Source organism: Serratia sp. 14-2641 (assembly GCF_001692375.1).
GTDB classification, from domain to species: domain Bacteria; phylum Pseudomonadota; class Gammaproteobacteria; order Enterobacterales; family Enterobacteriaceae; genus Chania; species Chania fonticola_C.
Genome location: NZ_LXKR01000009.1, coordinates 158,589 through 174,495, shown reverse-complemented (window position 1 = coordinate 174,495; position 15,907 = coordinate 158,589). Strand labels below are relative to the sequence as shown.

Here is a 15,907-nt window from a genome sequence, read left to right as displayed (position 1 = left end):
ATGTTGGGAAAATTAACACTTGATGCGGTTCCGTTGCATGAACCGATCATCATGGTCACCGTTGCTGCAATCATCGTTGGCGGGCTGGCCCTGCTGGCGCTGATCACGTATTTCGGCAAGTGGAAGTGGCTGTGGAGCGAATGGCTGACCTCGGTCGACCATAAAAAAATCGGTATCATGTACATCATCGTGGCCATGGTCATGCTGCTGCGTGGTTTTGCTGATGCCATCATGATGCGTAGCCAGCAGGCGCTCGCGTCTGCCGGTGAGGCCGGATTCCTGCCGCCGCACCACTACGACCAGATCTTTACCGCGCACGGCGTCATCATGATCTTCTTCATGGCGATGCCTTTCGTGGTAGGCCTGATGAACGTGGTGGTTCCGTTGCAAATCGGTGCGCGCGACGTTGCCTTCCCGTTCCTGAACTCCCTGAGCTTCTGGTTCTTCGTGGTCGGCGTCGTCTTGATCAACATCTCGCTGGGTGTCGGTGAATTCGCACAGACCGGCTGGTTGGCCTATCCACCGTTGTCGGGTAAGGAATACAGCCCTGGCGTCGGGGTCGATTACTGGATCTGGAGTCTGCAGATTTCCGGTCTGGGTACCCTGTTGACCGGTGTGAACTTCTTCGCCACCATCCTGAAGATGCGTGCCCCTGGCATGCCGATGATGAAGATGCCGGTATTCACCTGGGCAGCACTGTGTACCAACGTGCTGATCATCGTCTCCTTCCCAATCCTGACCGTCACCGTCGCGTTGTTGACCCTGGATCGCTATCTGGGCACCCATTTCTTTACCAATGATATGGGCGGCAACATGATGATGTACATCAACCTGATTTGGGCCTGGGGTCACCCAGAGGTGTATATCCTGGTTCTGCCAGTGTTCGGTGTGTTCTCTGAAGTCACCGCCACCTTCTCGAAGAAACGTCTGTTCGGCTATACCTCACTGGTATGGGCAACCATCGCGATCACCGTTCTGTCGTTTATCGTTTGGCTGCACCACTTCTTTACCATGGGGTCAGGCGCCAACGTTAACGCCTTCTTCGGGATTGCCACGATGATCATTTCCATCCCGACAGGGGTGAAAATCTTCAACTGGCTGTTCACCATGTACCAAGGCCGTATTCAGCTTAACTCCGCGATGCTGTGGACCGTTGGCTTCATCATCACCTTCTCCATCGGTGGGATGACCGGCGTGCTGCTGGCGGTACCGGGTGCCAACTTCGTGCTGCACAACAGCCTGTTCCTGATTGCCCACTTCCATAACGTAATTATCGGTGGTGTGGTGTTCGGTTGCTTCGCTGGCCTGACCTACTGGTTCCCTAAATCCTTCGGCTTCCGTCTGAATGAGACCTGGGGTATCCGCGCATTCTGGTTCTGGATCATCGGTTTCTTCGTCGCCTTTATGCCGCTGTACGCATTGGGCTTCATGGGGATGACCCGCCGTATCAGCCAGAATATCAATCCTGAGTTCCACCCTCTGCTGCTGGTTGCGGCTGGCGGTGCAGCGCTGATTGCCTGCGGTATTCTGTGCCAAGTGATCCAGGTTTACGTCAGTATCCGCGACCGCGAGCAAAACCGCGATCTGACCGGTGACCCGTGGGGGGCACGTACGCTGGAGTGGTCAACGTCTTCACCACCTCCGTTCTATAACTTCGCCGTAGTGCCAGAAATTCACGATCGTGATGCGTTCTGGGACATGAAAGAAAAAGGCGAAGCCTATAAGAAACCCGCGAAGTACGAGCCGATTCATATGCCGAAGAATACCGGCGCCGGTGTGATTATTGCTGGCTTCAGCCTGGTATTTGGTTTCGCGATGATCTGGGATATCTGGTGGATGGCGATTGCTGGCTTCGTCGGCATGATCGTGACCTGGATCGTCAAGAGCTTCGATGAAGATGTTGATTACTATGTGCCGGTTGATGAGATCGAGCGCATTGAAAACCAACACTATGAACAAATCAGCAAAGCAGGCGTGAAACATGTCAACTGATACTCTGACCAACCATAGCGCAGCCCATGCCGAGCATGGGCACCACGACGCAGGAGAAACCAAGGTCTTCGGATTCTGGGTTTACCTGATGAGCGACTGTATTTTGTTTGCGAGCTTGTTCGCAACCTATGCAGTACTGGTGAACGGGACCGCGGGCGGTCCCACTGGGAAAGATATCTTCGACCTGAATTTTGTACTGGTTGAAACTTTCCTCCTGCTGTTCAGCTCCATCACCTACGGTATGGCGATGATCGGCATGAACAAGGGTAAGGTAAGCAGCGTTAACACCTGGCTGTTCCTGACCTTCCTGTTTGGCGTCGGCTTCGTGGCGATGGAGATCTATGAATTCCATCACCTGATCGCCGAAGGTTACGGCCCAGACCGCAGTGCGTTCCTCTCCAGCTTCTTTGCCCTGGTAGGTACTCACGGTCTGCACGTAACCACCGGTCTGATCTGGATCATCATCATGATGATTCAGGTGAGCAAGCGTGGCCTGAACCCAACCAATAAAACCCGTCTGATGTGTCTGAGCCTGTTCTGGCACTTCCTGGACGTGGTCTGGATCTGCGTATTTACCGTTGTCTACCTGCTGGGGGTAATGTAAATGAGCCATTCATCCCATGATACCTCTCACGGCGGCGCAAGCCACGGTAGCGTGAAGTCATATCTGACCGGCTTTATCCTGTCGGTCATCCTGACGGTAATTCCATTTGCGATGGTGATGAGCGGCAGCGCCTCTCACTCCACCATCCTGGCGGTCGTGGTCGGCATGGCAGTTATCCAGGTGATCGTTCACCTGGTTTACTTCCTGCATATGAACACCTCATCGGAAGAGCGCTGGAACCTGGTGGCATTGCTGTTCACCGCTATGATCATCGGTATCGTTGTTGTGGGTTCACTCTGGATTATGTACAACCTCAACATCAACATGATGGTCGATTAAGAGCAGAGCTGGACGTGATGATTAAGCAATACCTGCAAGTAACTAAACCAGGAATTATTTTCGGTAATTTAATTTCTGTCGTCGGGGGATTCCTGCTCGCTTCCAAAGGGAGCATCGACTATCCCCTGTTTCTCGCCACCCTGTTAGGGGTCTCGTTGGTGGTTGCCTCGGGCTGTGTATTTAACAACTACATTGACCGCGACATCGACAAGAAAATGGAGAGAACGAAGAACCGGGTGCTGGTAAAAGGCCTGATCGCGCCGAGTGTGAGCCTGGTTTACGCTACCTTGCTGGGTATTGCTGGTTTTGCACTGCTGTATATCGCGGCCAACCCGCTGGCCATGTGGCTGGCGGTGATGGGCTTTGTGGTTTATGTCGGCGTTTACAGCCTGTACATGAAACGCCACTCGGTATACGGCACGCTGATCGGCAGCCTGTCTGGAGCTGCGCCACCGGTTATTGGCTACTGCGCGGTCACTAACGAGTTTGATGCTGGTGCATTGATCCTGCTGGCTATCTTTAGCCTGTGGCAGATGCCGCATTCTTATGCGATTGCCATCTTCCGATTTAAAGATTACCAGGCAGCCAATATCCCGGTGCTGCCGGTGGTGAAAGGCATCTCCGTTGCCAAAAACCACATTACGCTCTACATCCTGGCGTTTATGATCGCCACGCTGATGTTGACCCTGGGCGGTTATGCCGGCTACAAATACCTGATCGTCGCAGCGGCGGTGAGCGTGTGGTGGTTAGGCATGGCGTTACGCGGCTACAAAGCGGAAAATGACAGCGTCTGGGCGCGCAAACTGTTTGTGTTCTCAATCGTGGCCATTACTTCACTCAGCGTAATGATGTCGATCGATTTCAGTGCCAGTGCCACACCGGAAACCCTGTTAACCTACGCTTGGTAAAACAGCGGTTATCTGCGAATGGGCCGCTTAGCGGCCCATTTTATTTGTTTCGGAGAAAAGCACGCCAACTGTAATATCTGTTAAACAACATTCGATTTACCCTCCCTGCCCTACGCACTAGAATGACGCAACTTTGCCGAGGCTATTCCAACTGGCTAAGTCCCCCGCTTAACCTGTTGGAATAGGTTCGATACCCTATGAATTTCAAGTTGCAGCTAGGCGACAAGCTTGCTCATCCCCAGGAGCTTACTTTTGTAAGTGACTGGGGTGAGCAAGTGCAGCTAACAACGCTGCAACTTGAAAGGCGACGGGTTAACTGAGGTTTACATGAACGACAATATTATGACGCCCCAAGAACGCCGCGCAACCTGGGGCTTGGGTACCGTCTTTTCCCTACGCATGCTCGGCATGTTTATGGTGTTACCAGTCCTGACCACCTATGGGATGGCGCTGCACGGTGCCAGCGAGGCACTGATCGGCCTGGCTATCGGTATTTATGGTCTGGCGCAGGCGGTATTTCAGATCCCCTTCGGCCTGATTTCCGACCGCGTTGGCCGTAAGCCACTGATCGTCGGCGGGCTGTTGATCTTCGCCCTTGGCAGCGTTATCGCGGCCTTAAGTGACTCCATTTGGGGCATCATTCTTGGGCGTGCATTGCAAGGTTCCGGGGCGATAGCTGCTGCGGTAATGGCGCTGCTGTCGGATTTGACTCGCGAGCAGAACCGAACCAAGGCGATGGCGTTTATCGGCGTCAGCTTCGGTATCACTTTTGCTATCGCCATGGTGGTGGGCCCGATAGTGACCCATGCCTTCGGTTTGCATGCGTTGTTCTGGATGATTGCCGTGCTGTCATTAGCCGGTATCGCGATTACCTTGCTGGTCGTCCCTTCTGCCGACGAACACGTGCTGAACCGGGAATCGAGCATCGTACGGGGCAGTTTCAGCAAGGTGCTGAACAATTCGCGGCTGTTGAAACTCAATTTTGGCATCCTGTGCCTGCATATCCTGCTGATGTCCAGCTTCGTCGCCCTGCCGCTGGCAATGGAAAAAGCTGGGCTGGCCGCTGCGGACCACTGGAAAGTCTATCTGGTCACCATGTTGGTTTCCTTCATTGCCGTAGTGCCATTTATCATCTATGCAGAAAAATATCGCCGCATGAAGCAGGTCTTTATGGGCTGCGTAGCGGTTCTGTTTTGCGCCGAGGTGGTGCTGTGGTTTTCTGGCCAGCATCTATGGGGCATCATTGCCGGGGTGCAGCTGTTCTTTATGGCGTTTAACGTCATGGAAGCCATCCTGCCTTCGCTGATCAGCAAAGAGTCCCCTGCGGGTTATAAAGGCACGGCGATGGGCGTTTACTCCACCAGCCAGTTTATTGGCGTGGCCATCGGCGGCAGCGTGGGCGGCTGGTTATATGGTTTTCAGGGAGCAGGATTGGTCTTTATCGCCGGTGCGGTACTTGCCGCCGTCTGGTTTGTGGTCAGCAGCACCATGAAAGAACCCCCTTACGTCAGCAGCCTGCGTATCACGTTGTCTGAACTGGCGGTAAAAGATTCGGCGTTACAAAGCCGCTTGCTGGCTCAGCCGGGCGTAGCGGAAGCGGTTGTGGTTCCCGAGGAGCGCAGCGCTTACGTGAAGGTAGATACCAAACAGACCAATCGCGGTCAGTTGGAAGCCCTGATCGCAGCGCTTTAAGGATACCCATCTACTTTGGCTTGATCGTCTGTTGTTCCCCCTCACCCCAAAAGGAGAGGGAGCTGGTACGGCATTATAGTCAGGCACAACACTCTGCCTGTAGCATGTTCAGTAGAATATTTGACGCGGGGCTGCAGACAGGAACAGACGTAAAGTTGTAGCACGATCGGTCCCCTCTCCCTGTGGGAGAGGGTTAGGGTGAGGGGCTATCCCCCCAGATCGGCACTACTTAATCGCGGAAGTTTTTAAACTGGAACGGCTGCCCCAGATCGGCACCACGGATCAGCGCCATCACGCTTTGCAGATCGTCACGCGCCTTACCGGTAACGCGGATTTCATCACCCTGGATCTGCGCCTGTACCTTCAGCTTGCTGTCTTTGATCAGCTTGACGATCTTCTTCGCCATTGAGCTTTCGATCCCCTGCTTGAGCTTGGCATCCACGCTGTAGGTTTTGCCACTGTGGGTCAGTTCTTCCGGGATCTCCAGCGCGCCGCCTTCAATGCTGCGTTTCATCAGTTTTTCGCGCAGGATATCCAGCAGTTGCTGCACCTGGAAGTCAGACTCGCTGGCGACCTTAATGCTTTCGTCTTTCTCGTTCAGCTCAAAGCTGGCCGGTACGTTACGGAAATCCCAACGGGTGCTGAGATCGCGGGTAGCGTTATCAACGGCGTTGCGAACTTCCTGCATATCAATTTCGGAAACGATGTCGAAAGATGGCATACTTCTCTTCCTCCTGAATGGGTGCTGTATGATTTCGTTGCCGTGCATGATACCCGCTTTGCGGTTTCAGGCAAAATTCAGATATACGCCTGAACAAGACGTTCAACAACAGAAAAGCCTATAATCAAAAGGATGCATCAGTGGTCTTTCCGAAAACCAGGGAGATGAAATGAAAATAACCATTCTTGGTTGCGGCGCGCTCGGACAACTGTGGCTAGCCAAACTCTATCAGCAGGGCCACGATGTACAGGGATGGTTACGGGTGCCCCAGCCATTTTGCGCGGTCAACGTCATTGAACCCGACGGCACATCATTTAACCGTAATTTGCCCACCAACGATCCCGAACACCTGCGACACAGTGAGTTACTGCTGGTCACGCTGAAAGCCTGGCAGGTTTCCAGCGCGGTGACGGCATTGCTGCCCAAATTAAACCCTCGCTGTGCCATTTTGCTGCTGCATAACGGCATAGGGACTCAAGAGGAGTTGCCACCGCACAGCCAGCCGGTGCTACAGGGCATCACCACCCATGCTGCACGCCATGATGGTAACACCATTGTGCACGTCGCCAACGGCACCACCCATATCGGCCCAACAACCCAGCAAGCGACCCATCTCAGCCATCTGGCAGAGATTCTGCATCAAGCCCTGCCAGACGTTGCCTGGCATAACAATATTGCTTCGGCCAGTTGGCGCAAGCTGGCGGTCAACTGCGTCATCAACCCGCTAACCGTACTGTATGACTGCCGTAATGGCGATCTGCAACGCTATCCTGAGCAGATAGAGCTTATCTGCCGTGAAGTGGCTAGCGTGATGGAGATGGAAGGTCACCACACCTCGTGCGAAAGCCTGATGTTCTATGTGATGCAGGTGATCCAGTCAACGGCGGACAACACCTCCTCGATGCTGCAGGATATCCGTTCTCAACGGCACACCGAAATCGACTACATTACCGGTTATTTGCTGCGTCGCGGACGCAGCCACGGCATTCCCCTGCCAGAAAATACCCGGCTGTTCGAAATCATTAAACGCAAGGAAAATAGCTATGAGCGCATCGGCATTGGTCTGCCTCGCACCTGGTAGTGAAGAAACCGAGGCAGTAACCACCATCGACCTGCTGGTTCGCGCCGGAGTCAAAGTAACGACCGCCAGCGTTGCCAGTGACGGTGACCTGACCATCGTCTGCTCACGCGGCGTGAAACTGCTGGCAGACGCCCCCTTGGTGGCGATTGTTGACGACCACTTTGACGCCATCGTCTTACCTGGCGGTATCAAGGGTGCTGAATGTTTTCGCGATAGCCCATTGCTGGTGGAAAAAGTCCGCCAGATGCATCTGCAAGGCAATATTGTCGCCGCCATCTGTGCAGCACCGGCCTTGGTATTGCAGCATCACCAACTGTTCCCGATCGGCAACATGACCGGCTTCCCCGGCCTGAAAGAGCAGATCCCGGAAGGGCAATGGATGGAAAGACGCGTCGTGTTCGATCCACGCGTCAACCTGCTCACCAGTCAAGGGCCTGGCACCTCGATGGAGTTTGCCCTGAAACTGATCGATTTGCTGTTGGGTAAGGCCAAAGCGGCTGAGATAGCGGCACAGCTGGTACTGATCCCCGGCATGTACGACTTCCGCGATTGAATCAATATCGGCAGGCCGGCTGGCCTGCCAATGGCTTATTCGCTGATGGTAAAGGTCAGCGTTGAAAGCAACACGGATTCATCACATTTCGCCTTATCCACATAAGGCAGTTTATGTTCGGTTTCGACAACCCAATATCCCGCTTTCAGCGGGTAAACATTGACTTTGCCCTTGCCGTCGGTCTGATTCAAAAAGGCTTTGGCATGACTATGAGTATGCCCGTGGTGCTCATGTTGGTCGCCAAAACCGGCAAACGTCGCCGTCACATCGGCATTCTTTAGCGGTTTCCCGTCATACAATACCTGTATTGGCAACGGCTGCCCTGCCTTGATGGTGGCCGGGTTGGCTAACGGGATAATTTCCAGCTGCAACCCCTGCGGCTGGCTGATGACGGCGGTCTCTGTCGCACCATCGATATTCACAATGGTTTTGCCAAACATGGAAGCCCGCTCGCAGTAGAGCGCGTCTGGCATTTCCGTCCTGCTCTGCTGTTGCCATCCCGCTTTATTTTTCGACCAATAGGTGGGTTTATAGATAGCGATAGCGGCATAGCTGCCCTTGGCTAACGGTTTTTCCGTCACGAACTGGTAATTCTCTTTACCAGGCTTCAGCAACAGATCCCCATTTTTTCCGATCAGCTGTGCTGGCGCGAAAATGTGCAGGCGATCTTCAGGGATCGCTTCTGCGGTAGGGAACTCATCTCCATAACCGAGCTCTATCGTGCTCTGTCCACCCGCAGCGGGTAGCGCATTAACCCATAAAGAATGGGCCTGAGAATGGCTGACAAACCAAAAAGGCAGTATCACCACCAACTTTTTTAACTGCATTAACCTGCTCCTTTCCCAACCAATAAAAAGATATGTTATAACGTAACAATAAATAAACCAAAGTAAGCCACTCTGTCAAAGTTATTCGAGGGGAAAGAGAAAAAAGGAGGGTCAAACAGGGGAAGTGGTTAAGGATAGCAACACCAGAGAAACGGCATTGCTACCCTGCAACACAGATTACGGGCGGTAGACTTTAACGTTAGCGTAGCCCTGCTCCAGCAGGTACAGCGCTTGCAAACGGCTCATCACTCCGCGCTCACAGTACAGCAGATAGGTTTTGCTCTGATCGAGATCGGCAAACTGCGTGCCTAACTTGTAGAACGGCAGCAGTTTGACTTCCACCTGCGCCAGTTGCAGCGGCTTCTCTTCCTGCTCGTCCGCCGAGCGGATATCCAGGATCACTTCGTCAGCGCTGAATTCAGCCACGGTTTCTACTTCGGCGACCTGCTGACTGGTTTCTTCTGCGATTGTGCGGATATCGACGTTACGCGCTTCGCGCACCACGCGATCGAGGATCTCGAAGTCAAAGTGCCCTTCTTCCTCTTCAATCCTGGTTTTGATTGCCTTGACCGTCGGGCTTTTTGAGATCACGCCACAATACTCTGGCATGGTCTTGGCGAAGTCTTCAGTGCCGATTTCACGCGCCACGTTGATGATGTGCTCTTTATCATGCGAGATCAGCGGACGCAGGATCAGGGTATCGGAGGCGTTATCAATCAGGCGCAGGTTGGTCAGGGTCTGGCTGGAAACCTGGCCCAGCGCTTCGCCGGTCACCAAAGCCTGTACGCCATAACGTTCAGCAACCTGGGAAGCGGCACGCACCATCATACGCTTGAGCACCACGCCCATCTGGCCGTCATCGACCTTTTCCAGGATCTCACCGACTACCGGTTCGAAATCGATCGCCACAAAGCGCACCTTGTGTGAGCTGCCGAAGCGGTTCCACAGATAGTAGGCAACCTGCTTGACGCCAATTTCATGCGCCGCGCCACCCAGATTAAAGAAGCAATAATGTACGCGACAGCCACGGCGCATCAGCATATAGCTGGAAACACCGGAGTCAAAACCGCCGGAAATCAGTGACAGCACATCTTCCTGGGTGCCGATCGGGTAGCCGCCAATGCCTTCGCGGCGCGCCTTGACCAACATCAGCTTGTCGTCATCGATCTCCAGGTTCACCGTGACCTGAGGGCGAGAAAGTTTGACGCGTGCGCTTTCAATATGCTGGTTCAAACCGCCACCTACGTAGCGCTCAACATCCTGCGAGCTGAACTCATGCTTGCCACGGCGTTTCACCCGTACGCAGAAGGTCTTGCCTTCCAGTTGCTCGCGGTAGGTTTCCAGCGTCTGCTCAAAGATGTGGTGGACATCGGTATAGGCGCGATCTTCCACCTCCAGGATATGGTGAATGCCGGGAATACGCGTCAGGGCATCGGCAATCACCGGGCGCTGATCTTCATCTTTGGCACGCACCTCGATAAAATCCCAGTGACGGACAACCGCCAGAGTTTCATCATACTGCTTCAGGACGTTACGGATGTTGGTAGTCAGGATCTTAATAAAGCGCAAGCGCACAGATTGACTCTTGATGGTGATTTCCGGGAACAATTTAATGATAAACTTCATGGCGGTCTTTATAGTCTGATGAAAATTAGGCAATACCTCTGCCCTACGGGGTTCAGCGGCGGCGGTTAGCTGCCACTGCAAGGCTATTAGGTATACAATGGCGATAAGATTGATAAAATCGCGGGCTGGCCGGGCTTTTATCAATCTTATCTGGGCGCGAAGTATATCACTATCTGCACGCGCGCCGTGCACAAAACCACATAGACGTGCCATGATTTGCTAATCAAGATCCGCTAGGATAGGCTCGGGCCCCACTGTTCACATGATGATGTAAAAAGAAAACTATGGCGAAAAAACCTGCACAATCAGACAGTAAAGAGCAAAGCATCAGCTTTGAGAATTCTCTGAGCGAACTTGAGAGTATCGTAACCCGTTTGGAATCCGGCGAGCTGCCGCTGGAAGATGCGCTCAATGAGTTTGAACGTGGCGTCCAATTGGCTCGCCAAGGCCAACAAAAGCTTCAACAGGCTGAGCAGCGCGTACAGATCCTGCTCAACGACCATAACGACGATGCTGCACTGACCCCTTTTACCCCGGACGCTGAGTAATTACGATGTCTGAGTTCCACGATCAGTTACAGGCCTTCCATCAGCGCAGCGATCGCGCACTGCTTGGTTATATCGCTCCGCTGCCGTTCAATGATGGCAAAATGGTTGAGGCGATGCGTCACGGTGCCTTGCTGGGCGGTAAACGGCTACGGCCTTTCCTGGTTTACGCCACCGGGCAAATGTTTGGCCTGAGCCTGGAGAATCTGGATGCCCCAGCGGCAGCGGTGGAGTGCATCCATGCCTATTCGCTGATCCATGACGACCTGCCAGCGATGGATGACGACGATCTGCGCCGTGGCCAGCCAACCTGCCATATCAAATTTGGCGAAGCCAACGCGATTCTGGCGGGCGATGCCCTGCAAACGCTGGCTTTCTCGATCCTGGCTGACGCCGACATGCCCGATGTGGCACTGCGCGATCGGCTGGCGATGATTTCCGAACTGGCCAAAGCCAGCGGCGTTGCCGGTATGTGCGGTGGCCAGTCGCTGGATCTGGAAGCCGAAGGCAAGCAGATCGATCTACAGGCACTAGAACAGATCCATCGCCATAAAACCGGCGCGCTGATCCGTGCTGCGGTTCGCTTGGGGGCATTGGCCGCCGGTGAACCGGGCCGTGCTGCACTCCCTGAACTTGACCGTTACGCGGCCGCCATTGGCCTGGCGTTTCAGGTGCAGGACGATATTCTTGACGTCGTGGGCGAAACCGAAAAAATCGGTAAACGCCAAGGCTCCGACCAACAGCTTGGCAAGAGTACCTACCCGGCCCTACTTGGGCTTGACAGCGCCAAGTTAAAAGCGTGGGATCTCTATCAGGAAGCCTTGGCCGCATTAGACTCGTTGGCCACACAATCTTATAACACCGCACCATTACGTGCATTGGCCAACTTCATTATTGAACGCGACAATTAACTCCTCTGATATGAGTACTGAATGAGTCTTGATATAGCCAAATACCCGACCTTGGCCTTAGCGGAAAATCCTGAAGAACTCCGCTCGTTGCCAAAAGAAAGCCTGCCGAAGTTGTGTGATGAACTGCGGCAATACCTGCTGGACAGCGTCAGCCGCTCCAGTGGCCACTTTGCGTCTGGGCTGGGTACCGTCGAGCTGACGGTGGCACTGCATTACGTCTACAACACCCCTTTCGATCACCTGGTTTGGGACGTTGGCCATCAGGCTTACCCACACAAAATCCTGACAGGTCGGCGTGACCGCATCTCGACCATTCGCCAGAAAAACGGCCTGCATCCATTCCCGTGGCGCGCCGAAAGTGAATATGACGTGTTGTCCGTTGGCCACTCTTCAACCTCGATCAGCGCGGGTCTTGGCATGGCCGTGGCCGCCGCCCGTGAGGGCAAAAACCGCCGCACCGTATGCGTGATTGGCGACGGTGCCATCACCGCAGGCATGGCGTTCGAAGCCATGAACCATGCCGGCGACATCACCCCGGATATGCTGGTGGTGCTGAACGACAACGAAATGTCGATCTCCGAAAACGTCGGGGCGTTGAATAATCATCTGGCGCAACTGCTGTCTGGCAAGCTCTACTCCACGCTGCGTGAAGGCGGCAAGAAGGTGCTCTCCGGCGTACCTCCGATCAAAGAACTGCTCAAGCGTACCGAAGAACACCTCAAAGGCATGGTAGTCCCCGGCACGCTGTTTGAAGAGCTGGGCTTTAACTACATTGGCCCGGTAGACGGGCACGACGTGCAGGGATTGGCCGCTACGCTAAAAAACATGCGTGACCTGAAAGGCCCACAGTTACTGCATATCATGACCAAAAAAGGCCGTGGTTATGCTCCGGCAGAAAAGGATCCGATCAGCTTCCACGCGGTGCCGAAATTCGATCCGGCCAGCGGCACCCTGCCAAAAAGTGCTGGCGGCCTGCCAACCTATTCCAAGATCTTTGGTGAATGGCTGTGTGAAACGGCGGCCAAAGACAGCCAACTGATGGCGATCACCCCAGCCATGCGCGAAGGTTCCGGCATGGTGCAGTTCTCACGCGACTATCCGCAGCAATATTTCGACGTGGCGATCGCCGAGCAGCATGCGGTGACTTTCGCCGCCGGGTTGGCGATCGGCGGTTACAAGCCGGTGGTGGCAATCTACTCCACCTTCCTGCAGCGCGCCTACGATCAGGTGATCCACGACGTGGCGATCCAGCAGTTGCCGGTGATGTTTGCCATCGATCGCGGCGGCATTGTCGGTGCCGACGGCCAGACCCACCAGGGCGCCTTTGATATTTCGTTCCTGCGCTGTATCCCGAACATGGTGATCATGACGCCGAGCGACGAAAACGAATGCCGCCAGATGCTGTACACCGGTTATCACCATAACGCTGGCCCAAGTGCGGTACGCTACCCACGGGGCAACGGTACGGGGGCAACGCTGGAACCTCTGGCCGCACTGCCGCTCGGTAAGGGCATCGTACGCCGCGAAGGGGAAAAGATTGCCATCCTCAACTTTGGTACCCTGTTGGCGGAAGCCGCTCAGGTCGCCGAAGCGATGAACGCTACGCTGGTGGACATGCGCTTTGTCAAACCACTGGACGAACAGCTGGTGCTGGAAATGGCCGCCAGCCACGAAGTGTTGGTGACGCTGGAAGAAAACGCCATTATGGGCGGCGCTGGCAGTGGGGTTAACGAATTGCTGATGGCCAAACGCCGTGTAGTGCCCGTACTGAACATTGGCCTGCCGGATTACTTTATCCCACAGGGCGGCCAGGAAGAGATCCGCAGCGATCTGGGCCTGGATGCGGCCGGTATTCAGCGCCAGATCGAAACCTGGTTGGCATAAACTAGCTAGGGGCGCCGCACTGGGCGCCCTTATCAATCCCACCCTTCAACGCCACGCCCATCATTTCTGCATCATTTTCCGCTACAGTTATTTTTTGAACGGTACACAGGAGAGAGGCATGAAATATCTACAGCTAGGTAACACCGATCTCAACATTTCCCGCATCTGTTTGGGTTGCATGACCTATGGTGAGCCCTCACGTGGCAACCATGCCTGGACGCTGCCGGAGGAAAGCAGCCGTCCGTTGATCAAGCAGGCGCTGGATGCGGGCATCAACTTCTTTGATACCTCCAACAACTATTCCGATGGCAGCAGCGAGGAGATCGTTGGCCGGGCACTGCGCGACTATGCTCGCCGCGACGAGGTGGTGATCGCCACCAAAGTCTATAACGCCATGAGCAACTTGGAACGTGGCCTGTCACGGCCCAAGATCATGCAGTCGATCGACGACAGTCTGCGGCGTTTGGGTACCGACTACGTCGATTTACTGCAAATCCACCGTTGGGACTATGAAACCCCGATCGAAGAGACGCTGGAAGCCCTGCATGACGTAGTAAAATCGGGTAAGGCACGCTATATCGGGGCTTCCTCTATGTACGCCTGGCAGTTTGCCAAGGCGCTGTACACCGCCGATCTGCACGGCTGGACACGCTTTGCCAGCATGCAGGATCAGTACAACCTGATCCAACGGGAAGAAGAGCGCGAAATGCACCCGCTCTGCGTCGCCGAAGGGATTGCGGTACTTCCCTGGAGCCCGCTGGCACGTGGCAGGCTGACACGCCCCTGGGGCGAAACCACAGCGCGTCTGGTCAGCGACCAATATGGCAAAACCTTGTATGACGCTACCGAAGGGGTTGATGCTCTGATTGCCGAGCGAGTAGCTACTATTGCTGAAGAGCGCGGCGTTTCGCGAGCGCAAATCGCCCTCGCATGGCTGCTGAGTAAACCGGTGGTTACCGCGCCGATTATTGGTGCTTCACGCAGCGAACATTTGATCGATGCCGTAGCCGCCATTGATCTGGAGCTTACATCACAGGAAATTGCAGAATTAGAAACGGCCTATGTGCCGCATCATGTGGTCGGCTTTGAATAGCAGCCAAGCGTAGCCAAAAATACAAAAACCCGACTGCTGAGGTCGGGTTTTTAGGTTTCGGCCAATAACTCAGGCCGGAATAGAGCCATCTCTTACTAGCAGGATCAGTATGAGCCCAAAAAGACTCATACCGCCATACTGATGGCTATTGAGCGCTCCCGAAGTGATCGTAACCACTCCAAGGCAGTTCAACTTCTTGCTGATCGCGGTAGAACTTCATCCCTTCAGACTGCGGGCCAATCTGGCCAATACAGGTGTAATCCGCACCTAAATGGCTTAATGCCACTTCCAGTGCACCCCGATTGATCTCTGGCACGGTGAAGCACAGTTCATAATCTTCACCGCCGGTCAGCGCCCAACGCAGCGCCTGATCAGCCTCGGTATTGCTGGTCAGCGTCTGCGACAGCGGCAACTCATCCAGTTCAATACGGGCACCGCACTCAGAGGCGTTCAGCACGTGTCTCAGATCGGAAATCAGACCGTCGGAGATATCGATCGCCGAACTGGCCAAATCACGCAGCGCCTGGCCTTGCAGCACACGCGGATGCGGACGCAGATGGCGCCCCAATAGATATTCTTGAGCAGCCCGATCGCTCACTTGCAAACGATCCTGCAGGATTGCCAGCCCGGCGGCGCTGTCGCCCAGCGTACCGGTCACGTAAATCCAGTCGCCAATGCGTGCACCGCTGCGGGTTAGCGCCCGACCGACCGGGATATGGCCGTGGATCGTCAACGTCATGCTCAGCGGGCCACGGGTGGTGTCGCCGCCAATCAGCTGCATGCCGTAGTAATTCATCTGTTCGAACAGGCTATCGCTGAACGCCTTGAGCCACTCTTCGTTCACTTCCGGCAACGTCAACGCCAGCGAAAGCCACGCGGGATCGGCGCCCATTGCAGCGAGGTCGCTCAGGTTAACCGCTAGGGCCTTATAGCCGAGATCGGCGGGATCGATATCCGCCAGGAAGTGAATACCCGAAACCAGGGTATCGGTACTGATGGCTAAAAGCTGTTTTTCCGGCACTGTAAGCAGTGCGCAGTCATCGCCAATGCCGAGCTGTACGTCGCGGCGCACACTTTTGAACCGGTCAAAATAGCGGGCAATGAGATCAAATTCGCCACATGCCATAATTC

The 15,907-nt window shown here is 54.6% G+C and carries 15 protein-coding genes; 11 read left to right on the top strand and 4 right to left on the bottom strand.

Annotation, left to right across the window (positions count from 1 at the left end; genetic code table 11):
• The 5 genes from cyoB (at nt 1) to A6U95_RS06620 (ending at nt 5,535) form a co-directional block, all read left to right on the top strand.
• Complete coding sequence (gene cyoB / locus A6U95_RS06640) at nt 1–1,992, top strand: cytochrome o ubiquinol oxidase subunit I (protein WP_021180174.1); 1,992 nt, start codon at nt 1–3, stop codon at nt 1,990–1,992.
• Nucleotides 1,982–2,596: a cytochrome o ubiquinol oxidase subunit III gene (locus A6U95_RS06635; protein ID WP_024483940.1), complete on the top strand. Its 615-nt coding sequence runs from the start codon at nt 1,982–1,984 to the stop codon at nt 2,594–2,596. The genes cyoB and A6U95_RS06635 overlap by 11 nt, the downstream gene beginning before the upstream one ends.
• Nucleotides 2,597–2,935: a cytochrome o ubiquinol oxidase subunit IV gene (locus A6U95_RS06630; RefSeq protein ID WP_024483939.1), complete on the top strand. Its 339-nt coding sequence runs from the start codon at nt 2,597–2,599 to the stop codon at nt 2,933–2,935.
• 17 nt (nt 2,936–2,952) lie between these two features.
• Nucleotides 2,953–3,843, top strand: a complete 891-nt coding sequence (cyoE, locus tag A6U95_RS06625; protein WP_021180177.1) for a heme o synthase — start codon at nt 2,953–2,955, stop codon at nt 3,841–3,843.
• Nucleotides 3,844–4,170: 327 nt separating this feature from the next.
• Nucleotides 4,171–5,535 carry an MFS transporter gene (locus tag A6U95_RS06620; protein WP_065683924.1) on the top strand — a complete coding sequence of 455 codons (1,365 nt, stop codon included), beginning with the start codon at nt 4,171–4,173 and terminating at the stop codon, nt 5,533–5,535.
• A 229-nt stretch (nt 5,536–5,764) separates the two neighbouring features.
• On the opposite strand, the gene A6U95_RS06615 is transcribed toward A6U95_RS06620, so the two are convergent.
• Nucleotides 5,765–6,256: a YajQ family cyclic di-GMP-binding protein gene (locus tag A6U95_RS06615; protein WP_024483937.1), complete on the bottom strand. Its 492-nt coding sequence runs from the start codon at nt 6,254–6,256 to the stop codon at nt 5,765–5,767.
• 169 nt (nt 6,257–6,425) lie between these two features.
• Between A6U95_RS06615 and panE the strand changes: the two genes are divergently transcribed.
• Both panE and yajL read left to right on the top strand, forming a co-directional pair.
• Nucleotides 6,426–7,337 carry a 2-dehydropantoate 2-reductase gene (panE, locus tag A6U95_RS06610; protein WP_065683923.1) on the top strand — a complete coding sequence of 304 codons (912 nt, stop codon included), beginning with the start codon at nt 6,426–6,428 and terminating at the stop codon, nt 7,335–7,337.
• On the top strand, nt 7,300–7,890 hold the full coding sequence (gene yajL / locus A6U95_RS06605; RefSeq protein ID WP_065683922.1) for a protein deglycase YajL: 591 nt from the start codon (nt 7,300–7,302) through the stop codon (nt 7,888–7,890). Before panE ends, yajL begins: the two co-directional genes overlap by 38 nt.
• Nucleotides 7,891–7,925: 35 nt before the next feature.
• Here the strand turns inward: yajL and A6U95_RS06600 are convergent, their stop codons facing one another.
• Both A6U95_RS06600 and thiI read right to left on the bottom strand, forming a co-directional pair.
• Entirely contained in the window at nt 7,926–8,717 is a 792-nt protein-coding gene (locus A6U95_RS06600; RefSeq protein ID WP_065683921.1) for a DUF4198 domain-containing protein, read from the bottom strand.
• 177 nt (nt 8,718–8,894) lie between these two features.
• Nucleotides 8,895–10,343 (bottom strand): tRNA uracil 4-sulfurtransferase ThiI, encoded by a 1,449-nt coding sequence (thiI, locus tag A6U95_RS06595; protein WP_024528642.1) that lies wholly within the window; start codon nt 10,341–10,343, stop codon nt 8,895–8,897.
• A 284-nt stretch (nt 10,344–10,627) separates the two neighbouring features.
• Here thiI and xseB point away from each other — a divergent pair, with 284 nt between their 5' ends.
• From xseB to A6U95_RS06575, 4 genes are all read left to right on the top strand, one after another.
• Nucleotides 10,628–10,891, top strand: a complete 264-nt coding sequence (gene xseB, locus A6U95_RS06590) for an exodeoxyribonuclease VII small subunit (protein ID WP_021180184.1) — start codon at nt 10,628–10,630, stop codon at nt 10,889–10,891.
• Nucleotides 10,892–10,896: 5 nt separating this feature from the next.
• A complete protein-coding gene (gene ispA, locus A6U95_RS06585) occupies nt 10,897–11,799 on the top strand; it encodes a (2E,6E)-farnesyl diphosphate synthase (RefSeq protein WP_059200010.1) in 903 nt (300 codons plus the stop codon).
• A 21-nt stretch (nt 11,800–11,820) separates the two neighbouring features.
• A complete protein-coding gene (dxs, locus tag A6U95_RS06580; protein WP_065683920.1) occupies nt 11,821–13,683 on the top strand; it encodes a 1-deoxy-D-xylulose-5-phosphate synthase in 1,863 nt (620 codons plus the stop codon).
• Nucleotides 13,684–13,801: 118 nt separating this feature from the next.
• Nucleotides 13,802–14,776 (top strand): aldo/keto reductase, encoded by a 975-nt coding sequence (locus A6U95_RS06575; protein WP_065683919.1) that lies wholly within the window; start codon nt 13,802–13,804, stop codon nt 14,774–14,776.
• A gap of 145 nt (nt 14,777–14,921) precedes the next feature.
• On the opposite strand, the gene thiL is transcribed toward A6U95_RS06575, so the two are convergent.
• The gene (thiL, locus tag A6U95_RS06570) at nt 14,922–15,902 is read right to left on the bottom strand and encodes a thiamine-phosphate kinase (RefSeq protein WP_065683918.1); all 981 of its coding nucleotides are present in this window, start codon (nt 15,900–15,902) and stop codon (nt 14,922–14,924) included.
• Between the last annotated feature and the right edge of the window lie 5 nt (nt 15,903–15,907).